Origin of the sequence: Clostridium sp. (assembly GCF_040797585.1) — a bacterium.
Classification (GTDB): Bacteria; Bacillota; Clostridia; order Clostridiales; family Clostridiaceae; genus Clostridium_Z.
The window spans coordinates 1-15,675 of sequence record NZ_JBFNEO010000049.1 but is presented as its reverse complement, the minus strand read 5'-3'; the positions used below and the strand labels follow the sequence as shown (position 1 = coordinate 15,675).

Sequence of the window (15,675 nt, the reverse complement as noted above, 5' to 3'; positions counted from 1 at the left end):
GCTTTATCTCCTTTTATCTATAAATTAATGTTTAGTATGTTTACTGAATAAAATCTTTATAATATAATTTTAATTAAAAGATACTTGAATGTCTGTAACCTATGTTACATATAAATAGATAAATATATATTATAATAGCATTAAAGGTAAGGATGATTCAATATTAATATAAACAAGTCTTTTATATAGAATAAAAATAAATACTAAATATAATATTCATTTAATGAGGAGGAAATTAATATGAAAATAACAGCTAAAACAATAATGGGTGATATATTAAAGATAAATCCAAATGCAGCAGAGATATTAATGAGTAAGGGTATGGGATGTATTGGATGTCCATCATCTCAAATGGAAGCTCTAGAAGATGCCGCTTTAATCCATGGATTAGATGTAAATGAATTATTAGAAGAGTTAAATAAGGATTTAGAATAATGGTAAATTCCCTAAAGTAAAACTTTAGGGAATTTTTTTATTATAAATTAGTAATACTAATATTATTAATTTATATACTAAATTCTTAGAAGTTTTAATAAGAATTTTCATTAATATAGTTTATTAGATAAAAGTGTATTAGTTTTATTCTCTAATAAATTGTTCTTTTTAATAAGTGATTATGTATTTAGCTGATGGCTATAAGCTTTACCCCCATCCCCATGTAAGGTGGTGGATAATAGTTGTTACGTACCTAGATGAACTCATCTAACCTTAAAATAGTAGAGGAAATACTATATTAAGGGAAAATAGTTCTATTTCAGGGATAAAAGTTAGACGTAAGATATTAACTGAAGATATCAAATGTAAGAATCTATTTTAATTTAGAAAGAATAGATTACATTAAAGAATTAACATGGAGATGATTAATTTGAAGAAGAGAAGAAAAATCATACTAATATCCTTCAGTGCTTTATTAGGGGTTATTATGATAGTTGGAGTTTCTTATTATATGCATATTAGAAGCAAGATATACAACAACTTTACTTATGATATAAAGGAAGAAACTTATGAGTTAGATGAAGGAGAGAATAAAGAGGAAGAAACTTATGAATCAGAGGAAGAAGAAAATAATGAGGAAAAGCAAGAGGTCTCCTATGACGAAATTGAAGGAATAACTAATATTCTTTTAGTAGGTATAGATGCTAGAGATATTAATGAGCCATCAAGATCAGATGCTATAATTATAGCCACCATAGACAATAATAATAAAAACTTAAAATTTACATCTATTATGAGAGATAGCTATGTAGAAATAAAAGGATTAGGGGAGACTAAAATCAATGCTGCTTATGCAAAAGGAGGAGTAGCGTTGTTAATAGATACCATAGAGAGGAATTTTAATTTAAAATTAGATAAGTATGTTGTTGTAAATTTCTTTGGATTTCAAGACATAGTTGATGCTTTAGGAGGGGTAGAAGTAGATATAAAAGATTATGAAGTAGAGGAAATAAATAAATATATTGGAGAAGTTAATGAAAGTAAATCTCCTAAAATAGAGAAATCAGGGATTAACTATTTAGATGGGCAAGGAGCTTTAGCTTATACAAGGATAAGAAATGTTGGAGATGGATCCTATGAAAGAACTAAAAGGCAAAGAGAAGTAATGAAGCTTATTGCATATAAGCTTAAAGATATAAGTTTAGTACAATACCCATATGTGCTAGGAAAAATAAGTAATTATATTAAGACAAACATAGAGCCTATGAATATGATTAATTATGGATATACAGTATCTAAGTTTGATCCTTTAAAAATAGAACAGTTACAAATCCCAGTAAATGAGTTAAGCTATGGAAGTGTATATAAGGGGTCTTGGGTAATACTTATGGATAAAAAACAAAATAGTAATATACTTTTGGATTTTATATTAAATAATAAGATTTTAGATGAAAAAAACATAGATAAGGCTAGTGCTAAAAAAGAGTTAGATAAATATTTAAAAGTAGATAATAAAGATTCTAAAACAAATAAGAAACAGACTAAAGTGAAAAATAAACCAGAAGTTAAACCTTATAATAATGAGGATTCGTTTAAAAAAGATGAATATGATGATTATGATGCAGAAGAAGTCATAGATTTTGAATAAATAAAAAGACTCATTTATAAAATATAAATACCTTAATTTGGGTTTAGATATTTTATAAATGAGTTTTATAGTTTTTTAATATATTTATTGAAAAGATTTCATATTATATTATGGAGAGGAGGGTTAATGTTGAAGAAAACCTATGTACTTGACACAAATGTATTATTGTATTCTCCTACTGCCTTACTTTCCTTTGGTGAAAATCATGTTGTTATACCAGAGGTAGTTTTAGAGGAATTGGATAGATTTAAGAAAGATAAGAATGATTTAGGTGCCAATGCGAGACATGCTGCTAGGTTAATAGACAAGCTAAGAAAAGAGGGAAAACTCAATAAGGGAATAAACTTAGAGATGGGTGGAACTCTTAGGGTTGAGATGAATCATTATGATACAGAAATACCACCAACCTGGGATAAGTTAAAAGGTGATAATAGAATAATTCAAGTATGTAAAGGATTAAGAGAAAAAGGGGAAAATGTATGTTTAATAACTAAAGATATATTTGAGAGAATAAAAGCAGATATAGTTGATATAGAGGTAGAAGATTTTAATGAAAAAGTGGTTCCAGAACGTGATGATCAGTACACAGGAAGAATGGAGGTTTATGCTTCATCAAAAATAATAGATAGTTTTTATAAAGAGAAGAAGTTAAATATAAAGGAGCTTATATGGTACAATGAGGAAGAAGAGAAGTACAGAAATCCTCCTTTAGAGGTGAATCAATTTGTTATAATTAGATCTAAAGATAATCAAAAACAGACGGCGCTAGGAAGGTTTGATGGAAATAATATAGTCCCTCTTTATAATAAAGATTTAACTTTATTTGGTATAAGCCCTAGAAATGTAGGGCAAAAATTTATGATGGAATGCTTATGTACTAGCGCAATTTCAGCCCCATTAGTTATAATAAAGGGGCCGGCAGGTACAGCTAAAACTCTATTCTCTTTAGCAGCAGGACTCCATCATATATTAGAAAGTAATGAAAGTAAGTATAGAAGGATTTTAGTTTGTAGGCCTAATGTAACCATGGATGAAGATATTGGATTCCTACCAGGTACTGAGGAAGAAAAAATAGCTCCTTTCATGAGACCTATTTATGATAATCTTCAGATTTTAGTGGATTCTGATGATAAAGAAAGATATAAGGATGAAGGGGAATTAAATGATAAGATAGAAGAGCTTTTCGAAAGAAAAATTATCACTACTGAGGCAGTAGCTTATTTAAGAGGAAGATCCATAGCTAAAAATTATGTAATAATAGATGAAGCTCAGAATCTAAGTCCTAAACAAGTTAAAGCTATAATAACAAGAGTAGGAGAAGGAACTAAGCTTATACTCATAGGAGATCCAGAGCAGATAGATCATCCATTTCTAGATTCAAGATCCAATGGTCTTTGCTATGCTTCAGAAAAGATGAAAGGTAGTAAACTTTGCTATCAAGTTACTCTTAAATATGATGAGTGCGAAAGATCACCTCTTGCATTGGAAGCAGCAAAAAGATTATAACCATATTGAAAAATCAAATCTGTAAATATATACAATAATGATTGGCCGCTTCTAATTATATGCACTATATATTTTTCTTTATAAAAAAATTTTAGGTATATTAAACTTAAGTGGTTTAATATACCTAAGTTCTTTGTAATATACATTTGCATTACTTTAGGTTAGATTATATAATATCTAAGGTAATTAAAATTCAAAGAATACAATATATATTTAAGTTAGAAGAATAAAATATTAAGATAAAATTAATTATTAAAATATAAAAAATTTAGTATAATCTTTATATAGATGTTTAACAAAGAAAAATTATTAATAAAATTGTAAAAACTTTAAGTTAACAACAAGATAAAATAAGAGTACTATCTAAAAAGATAATTATGTTAAAAAGATTTATAGTATAGTATGCTAAATTAGACCTACGAAAGAAATAAATTAATTTGGGGTGATTAAAAATTTATGAATAATGAACCGATTATAAAAAAGAAAGGTATGACTACAAAAAGTAGGCAATTTAAAAATAGAAATAATAAGAAAAAAAAGAAAAATAAAAAAACATGGAAAGGTGTACTTAAATTTTTAGCTTTTGAAATTGTATTTGTAGCTATAACATCACCACTTTTAATTTTTTATGGTCCTTTTGAGAATGTGAGAAATACAGTGGTAGGAGCTGCTATGACTACACTTAATCATCAATACATAGCGAAATTATTTTTATCAGATGAAAGGATCAATGAAATATTATCAGGGCATAAAATAGAGGATATTCAGCAAGGCTCTAAGGATGTTGATATAAAAATCCCAAAGAATGCCAGTGATAATATTGAAAGGTATGATGTGTCCACAAGTAAATTTAAGGGATATATGTTAGTCATAGATGATCCTAAACGTGTTAAAGTTGGATACACTCAAAAGCTTGGGGTTGAAGGTCAGCTTACAAGTAAAATAGCTAGAGATAATGGAGCTGTAGCGGCCATAAATGGTGGAGGGTTCCAAGATGAGTCTACAGGATGGACAGGCACAGGGGCAAACCCAACAGGGGTTATAATCCACGAAGGAGAAGTAAAATATGATGGTATAAAAAATGAAACAACCAAGTTTGATACTATGGCACTTACTAAGGAAGGAAAACTTCTAGTTGGAAAGTATAACATGGCTGAACTTAAAAAGGCAAATGTTATGGAAGCTATATCCTTTGGACCAGCTCTTGTAGTGGATGGAAAACCAACTATAAAGCAAGGTGATGGAGGCTGGGGAGTTGCACCTAGAACTGCAATAGGACAGAGGAAAGACGGAGCCATCGTTATGCTTGCAATAGATGGAAGGCAAGTTTCAAGTATAGGTGCCTCTTTAAAGGATGTTCAAGATATACTTATTGAAAATGGAGTTGTAAATGCTACAAACTTAGATGGAGGCTCATCTACTACCATGTACTATGATGGAGAAGTAATAAATAATCCAGCTAACAGTTTAGGTGAAAGAGCAGTACCTTCTATAGTTTATGTAAAGTAAGCTTTTAAGGAGAGAAATAAATGAAGAACAAATTGAAAATATTGAGTATATGGATTTTAATTGCATTAATAGCTCAATTTGTAGGATTATTTTATGCAAATAATTATCTATTTAGTAGTAATATAAGTGGTATGAAGGTAAAAAAGGTTAATGTAGATGATGAAAAGAAGGAAGAGAAAAAAATAGAGATTAGTGTACCAAAGAGTGCTGAAGATATAAAGGTATCCTTTGATGGTAAATTTTTATCCTATACTGAAAATGGTAATTTAAAGATTATTAATACCAATGATGGAGAAGAAGAGAGTATAGAATTTAATGAGGGATCTTATTATCAATGGTTAAATGACAGAAATAGAATGATACTTGGAGAAAAAGATAAAGGTGGAGTTATAAATCTATCCTATTATGATGTAGACAAGAATAATAAAGAAGAGATTAAGAAGATAAATACAAAGGATAGTACATCCAAAGTTACAGAGATTAAAGCTTCTACTCTTACACAGGTTATATATGTAAAAACAACTACAAGTTCTTCAAGAAGTAGTGTATATAGAATTAACATAATGAAAGAGTTATCTAAGGTGCCTATGAAGAGTAATAGAATAGGCAATATAGAAGTTATTAATAGAAAAGATGATTTTATATATGAGGATACTACCTCTAAGAATGTATATCTTAATAGTAAGGGAAAAACCCTAGGAAATCCAGGAGAAGCTAGGCTTTTAAAGGTGGATGAAGAAGATGTTGCTTATGTAGCTAATATGGAAGGTACAGATGTTGTAAAGTCAATATCCTATGGACCATATAGTGAAGGTAATTGGAAGAAGGTAGATATTCCTAAAGGAACAAAGTATAATGATATATATATATCTAATAGTGGGGATATGTACGTAAATGATAATTTAAGAGGTATACTTAAGGATGTAAAAAATAATAAGGAGATTTCCTATAGTGGAAGACTGCTATCCTTATATGAGGGCGGAATAGCAACCATTAGTGATGGAAAACTTGTTAAGACAAAGATTCAGCCTTAAGCTTTTGCTTAAGGTTGAAATTTTATAAATAAGAGGTGGTAATATGTTATTGCGTAATACTTTACAAGATATGATACTAATGATTCCAGCAATACTTATAGGGTTCACATTTCATGAATATGCCCATGCCAAGATGGCGGATAGATTAGGGGATAAAACGGCAAGATTTCAAGGTAGATTAACATTAAATCCCTTTCATCATATAGATATAATGGGATTCATACTTATATTAGTTGCAGGTTTTGGATGGGCCAAACCCGTCGAAACCAATCCAAGGGCCTATAAGAATTATTATAAAGATGATTTAAAGGTAAGTTTAGCGGGACCATTAGCTAATTTAACTGTAGCAGTTATAGGAGCAGTATTCCTTGGTATTTATGTTAATTTTATTATTCCAGTGGTAAGTAATGGAGCTTTAGTAAATATTATATTTACTATGATTCTTCAAATAATAACAATAAATGTAATGTTATTTATATTTAATCTTATTCCATTACCAGGGTTTGATGGATATCATGTTATTAGGGATTTATATCCGAAGTTCTTTTATAAGTATGAGGATAGGTTTTATAAATATAGAAATATAGCATTATTAATATTCTTTTTAACTCCAGCTAGATATATAATTACAATACCAGTAAGTATTATAACTAATATTTTACTTAAAATTGCATTTATTTAAGCACATATTTTATGAAATAAATAATGAATTAGAATGTCCACCTAGAGTTTAGTCTCTAGGTGGATTTTTATGTGGAATAATACTATAAGTAAGAAATTTTATATATTAGTTAGAGAAATATTTATCTTAAGTTTTAATATGAAATTAGTTATTTTCTTAAGATGGTAATAAATATAGTTACCTATGATAACTATGGAGTGGATATAAAGCGAGGGGAGTAGTACTCTAAGAAACTAAGTCTTGATATTGATAGTACCATGAGCTATACACAAATTTAGAGATTTTATATGGAGATTATATATCTATATATACAAGGTATAAGTAGAGGGGATTTTATATACAATATAAATGATACAAACTAATTATTATTTATATATTTTAAGGAGGGTTATAATGATGAATAATGGAAAATCTCACAACATAATTGAAGTAGATAAAGATACTAAGGGAGAAATTATAGCTTATAAACTTGATAATGGAGAAGTCCTTGAAAAGTCAAAGGCGGTAGAGATGGCAAAGAAGGGTTATATAAATGGAGTTCAAGTATCTGTATCTAAAAAGGGAGAGGAGTATTTAAGAAGTCTTCCTGATGGGTCTAAGAGTAATAATTTAAATAATATGCCTGAATTTAATTAAGATATATAATAAAAAAGGATGCTTAAAGCATCCTTTTTTATTATAAAGCCTTTTTAGCAGCTTCTAATATTTCATCAAAGTTTGGTTGGTTTGTAATTTCTTCTAAGTATTCTAGATGTATTACCTTATTGTTCTTATCAACAACGAAGGCTGCTCTTGTTAATAGACCTAGTTCTTCAATATAAGTTCCAGTTGCCTTAGCGAAAGATCTATCTTTATAGTCAGAAGCAGTAACTACATGCTTAACACCCTTAGCACCACACCATCTTGCTTGAGCAAATGGTAAGTCCATAGAGATTGTATAAACAGTAACTCCCTCTATTTCTGATATTCTTTCATTGAAAGTAGCAACCTCAAGGTCACAAACTGGTGTATCTATAGAAGGAACTGCTAAGAATACTCTCACACCTTCTGTATCTTTTAAATTTAAAGGGCTTAAATCATTTTTTACTACTACGAAATCTTTTAATGTATCTCCAACCTTTACTTCATCATGAGCTAAAGTCATTGGATTACCTGCAAAAGTAATTTTCATAATAACACCTCTTTTTCTTATTTTTAACTAATAATTATTATAAATTAATAATAACACTTAGAAAATAAAAAGTAAATACACATTATAAAATTTAATCTTGTATTATTAAATTTTTTCCAAATAGTTCTTTAAATAAATCAGAGCAGTTTAGAGCATCCTTAATTTCTAAAGATACATCCTTTGAAGACTCTATATTTATTATTACATCGTCCTTTGTTATTTCACAGTTTTTAATATTTATAGAACCAATCAAAGTTTTATCTAATGCCTCACTTATTCTAAGAATAAGTCCCATCTTTTCTATACTATGAATATCGAGTTTGTTTATTATACTTCCATATTGACAGAAGTTTATTCTATCTTTTTTATGGAAAGCAGCAGTATAAGCAGACATTAAAAGTTCTTTATGATTAACTCCACTTATTTGAGAATTAAGTATTATATAAAAAGAGTGCTTTTCGTGATCGTAATATCTTATGCTAATTCCTACATCATGAAGATAACTAGAAATTTTAAGCACCTTTAATAAGGTATCACTCATATTATGAATAGGCTTAAGCTCCTCAAAAAGTTTATTTGAAAGTTTATATACATTTTTTGCATGAACAACATCCATGTTATGTGAGTATAGTATTGAGTTTAAAGAATATTCAAGAATATCTTCAATGGTACCAAAAGTTTCCTCAATATGATTGAAGATAATACCTTCTCTAATACCACGCCCACTTACTATAACCTCATTGATATCTAAAAGCTTTACCAAAGTGTTTAATATAGCTGAGGAAGCAACAATTATGTCGGCACGATCACGGGAAAGTCCATCAATTTTATATCTTCCTTTAAGAGTTTTACTTTTAAGAAGATTATAAATACTACTTAAATCAAAATCAGAGAAACTATAATTGTGAGAGGTATTTATAGGATGCCTCTTTTTACATCTATCAATTCTACCTAAATTTCTAACAGAACCGCCTATTCCTATGATAGTTTCAAATTTTTCTTCAAAAAGCCAAGGAATGGTTTTAAAGTTATCTATTAAAAACTTATTAAGGTCCTCTTCCTGTTTATAATCTACTAAATCGCTTAAGCTATATCTATGAGTGAGATTTAAAGCACCAAAGGGTAGAGAAGTTGATTCTACTAATTTATTATTTTTAACCCATGCAATTTTAGTACTAGATCCACCAATATCGATAACAAGAGAGTTGTTTACATAAAGGCTGTTTATAACAGCTTTACCATCAAGGTTTGCTTCCTCATCCCCAGTTAATATAGTTACATCTAAATCAGCCTCTTTTTTAACTTTTAAAATAAACTCTTCTTTATTTTTAGATTTTCGAACAGCTTCTGTAGCGAAGGTAATTATATTATCAACATTCATATTTTCACAAAGCAGTCTAAAACTAATGAGAGTATTTATACACTGATTTATTTTTTCATTAGAAATACTACCGTTTATTTCCACATCTAGTCCGAATCTTAAGGTCTCTTTTATGTCAACTAGAACTTTAAATCCTCCTAGCTTATGAACTTCACTTACAACAAGTCTTACAGAATTAGAACCTATATCGATTATTCCTAACTTACCCATAATAAAACTCCTTTTATCATATAAACTATAAATTATAACCTATTATATATAATCTGAAGTTACTAAAGCAAGGATATAAGGAAGATTTAAGATTAGGATTTTGTATAGAACCGTAGAATTATATTAAATTAGCTTTTTGTCTCATTAAGCTATATTTTTTGAAAAAATTTATCTTTAGAAACTTAGTTTTTGCATTTTATATTTTTAGCTAGAATATGCAATTATTTTTAAAGATTTACATATTACTACAGGGAAATTTAGATAAATAATGAATGGGGCTGGAAAACATAGATAAATGTCGTATTCCCTTGTATATCATAGAATTATAGGGTATAATAAATTCAAAATATGATGAAATGGAGAATACAAACCATATGAAGGATTTTTTAATAATGACAGATTCCTGTTGTGATTTACCAATAGAGTATGTAAATGAAAAACATCTACACTATGTAAGTTTGACCTGTAATTTTGATGGGGTTGAATATAAGGATAATTTTGGTCAAACTCAAAGCTATAAAGATTTTTTTAATGGATTAAGACAAGGTATTATACCAAAAACATCACAACCAAGTTCTCAAGCATTTTATAATAAATTTGAAGAAATAATAAAACAGGGTAAGGATATAATATATCTTTGTGTATCTTCAGGTCTTAGTGGAACATTTAATGGAGCAAATGTAGCAAAGGATATGATTCTTGAAGAATATAGTGATGCTAATATTCATATAATGGATTGTTTAACTGCATCTTTGGGACAAGGCCTCCTAGTAATGAAGGCTATAGAGATGAAGGAAGAAGGAAAATCAAAGGAAGAGATTATAACTTATTTAGAAGAAGTAAAACAAAAATTAAACACTTATATTTTAGTAGATGATCTAAGTTATTTAAAAAGAGGGGGAAGAATATCCTCAGCAGCAGCAACTATTGGAATGGTTCTACATGTTAAACCAATACTTACTTTAAACCATGAAGGAAGAGTAATACCTATCCTAAAAGTTAAAGGAAGAAAAAAATCCATAGTAAAACTTATAGAAATAGCTAAAGAAAGAATAAAAAATGCTAAGGATGAAATAATAACAATATGTCATGGAGATTGCCTAGAGGAAGCTACAAAGCTTAAAGAAAGGCTTATGGAAGAGATAGGACCAAAAGATATTGTTGTAAACTATATAGGAAATACTGTAGGAGCTTATAGTGGAGCAGGAGCATTAGCTGTATTTTTCTTTGGTGAAGAAAGACAGCAGCATATGGTATAAATAAATTAAATATTATTATAATGAATAATATTTACAATTATATATAGTAAGGTTATAATATATTAGAATTTAATATATGGCTATGAAAAAGAAGAGTACATGGAAGATTATTTTAAAGAGAGTTAAGGATTGGTGGAACCTTGATAGATAAGTCCATGGAAGGAAGCTTTGGAGTATGGGTATGATCCCTTACATCATAAGTATCAAAGTGGGTTAAGTTTAACCAATTTAGGTGGTACCGCGGAAGTTTACCTTTCGTCCTAAGCTGTGCAAAGGATGAGAGGTTTTTTGTATTTTAACTCCTTTGAAATAAATATTTATTGATATATTTAGAAGAAATAATATAAGTTGACCTTAGATATTACTAAGAAATATGATTATTTTACTTCTACAAATATTAAAGTATATTATTATTAAAATTAAAGTATGGGAAAGGATGATAATATGGATTACAAAGTTTTAGCAGAGGCTATGCTAAAGGATATAACTAAAGAAAGAGAAGATTATTTAGGAAAGTATAAGAAGAGAAATCTTAAAGAAGGAGCTAAGGTTACAAGATATGCACCTTCTCCTACAGGATTTCAGCATATAGGAGGGGTTTTTGCAGCCCTAACTGCTGAAAGAATAGCAAAAAAAAGTGGGGGAGTTTTCTATTTAAGAATAGAAGATACGGATCAAAAGAGAGAAGTAGAAGGTGCTATATCTGATACTATAAAAACCATGCATAATTTTAACATAGAATTTGATGAAGGTATGGTTAATGATTATGATGAGAAGGGGGATTATGGTCCATACAAGCAAAGTAAAAGGGGAGAAATATATAAGACTTTTGCTAAGGAGCTTGTAGAAAAAGGATTAGCATATCCTTGTTTTTGTAGTGAAGAAGAAATAAGCAAAATAAGAGAAGAGCAAACTTCCCTTAAAGAAAACCCAGGATATTATGGAAAGTGGGCTAGATGTAGAAATCTAAGTGTTCATGATGCTGTAGAGAAGATAAATAAGGGAGAGAAGTTCGTTATAAGACTAAAATCCCCTGGAGATATAGAAAAGAGAGTGGAGTTTCATGATTTAGTTAAGGGTGATATATCTTTCCCGGAAAATAATCAAGATATAGTAATAGTAAAATCAGATGGTCTTCCAACCTATCATTTTGCTCACGCTATAGATGATGCTTTAATGGGAACTACTCATGTTACAAGAGGAGAAGAATGGCTTCCATCCCTTCCTATTCATGTTCAATTATTTGATGTTCTAGGATTTACTCCTCCAAGCTTTGCTCATATACCTCAGGTTATGAAGCTTGATGGGGAAGCAAAGAGAAAGTTAAGTAAGAGAAAAGATCCAGAGAGTGCTGTTAGCTATTATAGAGAAGAAGGATATCCAACTCAATCTGTAATTGAATATCTTCTTAATATAATAAACTCAAACTTCGAAGAGTGGAGAGAAGAAAACCCAAAAACACCTTATACAGAATTTAATGTTGAACTGGAGAAAATGAGTAAGAGTGGAGCTCTATTTGATATTGTAAAACTTAATGATGTAAGTAAGAATGTTATATGTAGAATGACAGAAGATGAAATGTATAATTTATATGTAGAATGGGCAAAGGAATATAGTGAAGCTATGTATAAATTAGTAACAGATCATGAAGCTATGACTAAAGCTATATTTAACATAGATAAAGATGGAGCCAAACCAAGAAAAGACTATGGAAAATGGAATGAGGTAGAAGAGAAGATATACTACTTCTTTGATGAATTATTCTATGGTGAAGATAAAGAGGCTATTGAGATGCCTAAAAATATATCTTTAGAGGAAGCTAAGAGAATTATAGATAAATATAAAGAAATATTTGATATAAGTGTAGACCAAGAGACTTGGTTTAAAGGACTTAAAGAATTCGCAGTAGCTGAAGGATATGCTGCAGATAGGAAGAGCTTTAAGAAGGACCCAGAAAGTTTTAAGGGAATGGTATCTGATGTGGCTGGAATTGTTAGAAGTGCCTTAACTCATAGAACTAATACGCCAGATCTTTATACTATAATGGTTATACTTGGAGAAGAAAAGGTTAGGGAGAGATTTAATAAGTTTATCTAATGTATACTGTCTCTATAATTAAGTTGACAAAAGTATATTACCTGTATATAATGAATTGTAAAAATTAATAGTAAAATTCTATGAAAAGAAGAGTACTTTAAGTTTTTTCTTTTAGCGAGTAAGGATAGAGTGTGAGCCTTATAAGAAGCCTTAAAGGAAGAGAATCTTTGAGAAGCTTATCTGAAGTTTTTAATTAGTAAGTTAAGTCGCATTATAGCGTTAGAATATAAAGTGGATTGGTATATTTAAACTAATCAATTTGAGTGGTACCGCGGATGTAAGTTCGTCTCTTATTTTTTAAGAGACGAACTTTTTTATTATTTAAAAAATCAAATAAATTTATGTTAAAGAATTATAGGGTAATAATCCCTTGTGAATTTGTATTTAGGTAGGAATAAGAGGAGGAATAAAAATGGATTATAAAAATCTTGTGGCTAAAAGGATCAGTGAATTTGTAGAATTGGATGAAAGTACTATAGAAAAGTTTTTAGAAATACCACCAAAGTCAGAAATGGGAGATTATGCATTTCCATGTTTTCAGTTAGCAAAATCAATGAGAAAAGCTCCTAATATGATAGCGGAGGAACTTAAGGAAAAGATAAATAAAGAAGGATTTGAAAAAATAGAAAATCTAGGACCATATTTGAATTTCTTTATGGATAAGGCATCCTTTGGCCAGGAAATAATAGAAACTATATTAGAAGAGAAAGAAAATTATGGAGGATCTAATATAGGAGAAGGAAAGACAGTTTGTGTTGAATATTCTTCTCCTAATATTGCAAAACCATTCCACGTAGGTCACCTATTCTCAACAGCTATAGGTAATGCTTTATATAAAATGATGAGTTTTGAAGGGTATGATACAGTGGGAATAAACCACTTAGGAGATTGGGGAACACAGTTTGGTAAGCTAATATCGGCTTATAAAAGATGGGCAGATGAAGAAGCTTTAGAAAAAGAGCCAATAAAAGAGCTTTTAAGAATATATGTTAAGTTCCATGATGAGGCAGAGAAGGACCCATCTCTTGAGGATGAAGGAAGAATGTATTTTAAAAAGTTAGAGGATGGAGATTCAGAATCAATAGCTTTATGGAATAGATTTAAAGAACTTTCATTAAAAGAATTTGACAAAGTATATGGTATGCTTAATGTTAAGTTTGATTCTCTTGCAGGAGAAGGTTTCTATAATGATAAAATGGAAGCTGTAGTTAAGGAGATAGATGAAAGAGGAATTCTTGTAGATAGCAATGGAGCTAAAGTTGTAATGCTAGAAGAGTACAATATGCCTCCTTGTATAGTGTTAAAATCTGATGGGGCAAGTATATATGCTACAAGAGATTTAACAGCTGCTAAGTATAGAAAAGATACCTATAACTTTGATAAAAGCATATATGTGGTAGGGAAGGATCAAAAGCTTCACTTTAGTCAGGTATTCAAAACTTTAGAGCTTATGGGACATGACTGGGCTAATAATTGCCATCATGTATCTTTTGGACTTGTTAGATTTGCAGATAAAAAGCTTTCTACAAGAAAGGGAGATGTAATACTTCTTGAAGATTTATTAAACGAGGCTATATCTAAGACAAGAGAAACCATAGAGGAGAAAAATCCAAACCTTGAGAATAAGGAAGAGGTAGCTAAAAAAGTAGGTATAGGAGCCATTGTATTTACTTATCTTAAAAACTCAAGGGAAAGAGATATGGTATTTAACTGGGATGAGATGCTAAGCTTTGATGGAGAAACAGGACCTTATGTTCAATATACTTATGCAAGAGGTAATAGTATATTAAATAAGGCTGGAGAAATTAAAGGGGAAGCAGACTATAGTAAGCTTACATCCAAGGAAGAGTTTGAGCTTGTTAAAACCTTAGAAGGATTTAATAACTCAATACTTATTGCTATAGAAAAACTTGAACCATCTATAGTTACTAGATATGTAATAGAGGTTGCAAAAACTTTTAATAAATTCTATAATAATCACTCAGTGCTTAACGTAGAAGATGAAGGATTAAAAATAGCTAGATTAAGGATGATAGAGGCTACTTGTCAAGTTATAAAAAATGCATTAAACTTAATAGGTATAGAAACCGTTGAAAAGATGTAATATAAGGAATCTTAAAAAATAACTTTTTAGTATAATGTTGTATTTTATCTAATACTGACTTTGTTATTTATCTGGTACTCCTAGTATCAATATGATAAGTCTTATTGTATTACACAAAATATACTCAGTATTTTTGACTATTTATGTTATTTCAGATACCTAAAATAACAATTGGTTATATAGCCAATTGTTATTTTACTTTTTAAAAAATATTTTCAATAATTAAAATAGTAAAATTTAAACCCGAAATTCTAATTTAGCTATATAATATATAGTAGCAGAGATTTATTAAAACAAAAATATCTCAATAAATAGAACTTTTAAGTTATAAATATCAGTAAGGTTTTAATTTGTTTAAAGGATTGGTAATTAATGATAGTAAAAAATGAGTTAATAAACTTAGAGTTAGATGAGGATATTATTAAAGTGTATAATTTAAAAGACATTGCATATTTTGATATAGAAGCTAGTAAAATGCAAAATGGAGAAGAATTTCTATTCGCTATATCCATAGGACGCTTTTTAAACAACACTTATAAAGTAACTCAGTACTTTGGGGAGAAAGTTAGTGAGGAGAAAAAAATAATAAAGTTTTCTAAAGATATTTTAGAGAAATATAGTATTTGGAGTACATTTAAT

General features: G+C 29.2%; 13 protein-coding genes and 2 other annotated features. Of the genes, 11 read left to right on the top strand and 2 right to left on the bottom strand.

Going from position 1 to position 15,675, the window contains the following annotated elements:
• Positions 1-240 precede the first annotated feature (240 nt).
• The 7 genes from AB2369_RS05095 (at position 241) to AB2369_RS05065 (ending at position 7,450) form a co-directional block, all read left to right on the top strand.
• Positions 241-435, top strand: coding sequence for a DUF1858 domain-containing protein (locus AB2369_RS05095; RefSeq protein ID WP_367665400.1), 195 nt, complete (start codon positions 241-243; stop codon positions 433-435).
• A gap of 430 nt (positions 436-865) precedes the next feature.
• A complete protein-coding gene (locus tag AB2369_RS05090) occupies positions 866-2,083 on the top strand; it encodes an LCP family protein (RefSeq protein ID WP_367665399.1) in 1,218 nt (405 codons plus the stop codon).
• Between the two features lie 129 nt (positions 2,084-2,212).
• Positions 2,213-3,589 carry a PhoH family protein gene (locus AB2369_RS05085; protein ID WP_367665402.1) on the top strand — a complete coding sequence of 459 codons (1,377 nt, stop codon included), beginning with the start codon at positions 2,213-2,215 and terminating at the stop codon, positions 3,587-3,589.
• 489 nt (positions 3,590-4,078) lie between these two features.
• Positions 4,079-5,098, top strand: a complete 1,020-nt coding sequence (locus tag AB2369_RS05080) for a phosphodiester glycosidase family protein (RefSeq protein ID WP_367665401.1) — start codon at positions 4,079-4,081, stop codon at positions 5,096-5,098.
• Between the two features lie 20 nt (positions 5,099-5,118).
• Positions 5,119-6,132, top strand: a complete 1,014-nt coding sequence (locus AB2369_RS05075) for a hypothetical protein (protein WP_367665398.1) — start codon at positions 5,119-5,121, stop codon at positions 6,130-6,132.
• A gap of 49 nt (positions 6,133-6,181) precedes the next feature.
• On the top strand, positions 6,182-6,814 hold the full coding sequence (locus tag AB2369_RS05070) for a site-2 protease family protein (RefSeq protein ID WP_367665397.1): 633 nt from the start codon (positions 6,182-6,184) through the stop codon (positions 6,812-6,814).
• A 393-nt stretch (positions 6,815-7,207) separates the two neighbouring features.
• Positions 7,208-7,450 carry a DUF3892 domain-containing protein gene (locus AB2369_RS05065; protein WP_367665396.1) on the top strand — a complete coding sequence of 81 codons (243 nt, stop codon included), beginning with the start codon at positions 7,208-7,210 and terminating at the stop codon, positions 7,448-7,450.
• A 40-nt stretch (positions 7,451-7,490) separates the two neighbouring features.
• On the opposite strand, the gene tpx is transcribed toward AB2369_RS05065, so the two are convergent.
• Both tpx and AB2369_RS05055 read right to left on the bottom strand, forming a co-directional pair.
• Positions 7,491-7,985 carry a thiol peroxidase gene (gene tpx / locus AB2369_RS05060; protein ID WP_367665395.1) on the bottom strand — a complete coding sequence of 165 codons (495 nt, stop codon included), beginning with the start codon at positions 7,983-7,985 and terminating at the stop codon, positions 7,491-7,493.
• Positions 7,986-8,076: 91 nt separating this feature from the next.
• Positions 8,077-9,576 (bottom strand): exopolyphosphatase, encoded by a 1,500-nt coding sequence (locus tag AB2369_RS05055; protein WP_367665394.1) that lies wholly within the window; start codon positions 9,574-9,576, stop codon positions 8,077-8,079.
• A 374-nt stretch (positions 9,577-9,950) separates the two neighbouring features.
• Between AB2369_RS05055 and AB2369_RS05050 the strand changes: the two genes are divergently transcribed.
• The 4 genes from AB2369_RS05050 to AB2369_RS05035 all read left to right on the top strand — a co-directional run.
• Complete coding sequence (locus tag AB2369_RS05050; RefSeq protein WP_367665393.1) at positions 9,951-10,835, top strand: DegV family protein; 885 nt, start codon at positions 9,951-9,953, stop codon at positions 10,833-10,835.
• Between the two features lie 73 nt (positions 10,836-10,908).
• Positions 10,909-11,101, top strand: a binding site (T-box leader).
• 178 nt (positions 11,102-11,279) lie between these two features.
• Positions 11,280-12,932, top strand: coding sequence for a glutamate--tRNA ligase (gene gltX, locus AB2369_RS05045; RefSeq protein WP_367665392.1), 1,653 nt, complete (start codon positions 11,280-11,282; stop codon positions 12,930-12,932).
• Between the two features lie 71 nt (positions 12,933-13,003).
• Positions 13,004-13,226, top strand: a binding site (T-box leader).
• Between the two features lie 118 nt (positions 13,227-13,344).
• Complete coding sequence (argS, locus tag AB2369_RS05040) at positions 13,345-15,036, top strand: arginine--tRNA ligase (protein WP_367665391.1); 1,692 nt, start codon at positions 13,345-13,347, stop codon at positions 15,034-15,036.
• Positions 15,037-15,408: 372 nt separating this feature from the next.
• The coding region (locus AB2369_RS05035) for a ribonuclease H-like domain-containing protein (RefSeq protein WP_367665390.1) at positions 15,409-15,675 on the top strand (267 nt) is incomplete at its 3' end.

Excerpts from the sequence above, each read along its gene's own strand:
- AB2369_RS05095 (WP_367665400.1), top strand. The coding sequence starts at position 241 with ATGAAAATAACAGCTAAAACAATAATGGGTGATATATTAAAGATAAAT.
- AB2369_RS05080 (WP_367665401.1), top strand. The coding sequence starts at position 4,079 with ATGACTACAAAAAGTAGGCAATTTAAAAATAGAAATAATAAGAAAAAA.
- AB2369_RS05075 (WP_367665398.1), top strand. The coding sequence starts at position 5,119 with ATGAAGAACAAATTGAAAATATTGAGTATATGGATTTTAATTGCATTA.
- AB2369_RS05065 (WP_367665396.1), top strand. The coding sequence starts at position 7,208 with ATGATGAATAATGGAAAATCTCACAACATAATTGAAGTAGATAAAGAT.
- tpx (WP_367665395.1), bottom strand. The coding sequence starts at position 7,985 with ATGAAAATTACTTTTGCAGGTAATCCAATGACTTTAGCTCATGATGAA.
- AB2369_RS05055 (WP_367665394.1), bottom strand. The coding sequence starts at position 9,576 with ATGGGTAAGTTAGGAATAATCGATATAGGTTCTAATTCTGTAAGACTT.
- AB2369_RS05050 (WP_367665393.1), top strand. The coding sequence starts at position 9,951 with ATGAAGGATTTTTTAATAATGACAGATTCCTGTTGTGATTTACCAATA.
- gltX (WP_367665392.1), top strand. The coding sequence starts at position 11,280 with ATGGATTACAAAGTTTTAGCAGAGGCTATGCTAAAGGATATAACTAAA.
- argS (WP_367665391.1), top strand. The coding sequence starts at position 13,345 with ATGGATTATAAAAATCTTGTGGCTAAAAGGATCAGTGAATTTGTAGAA.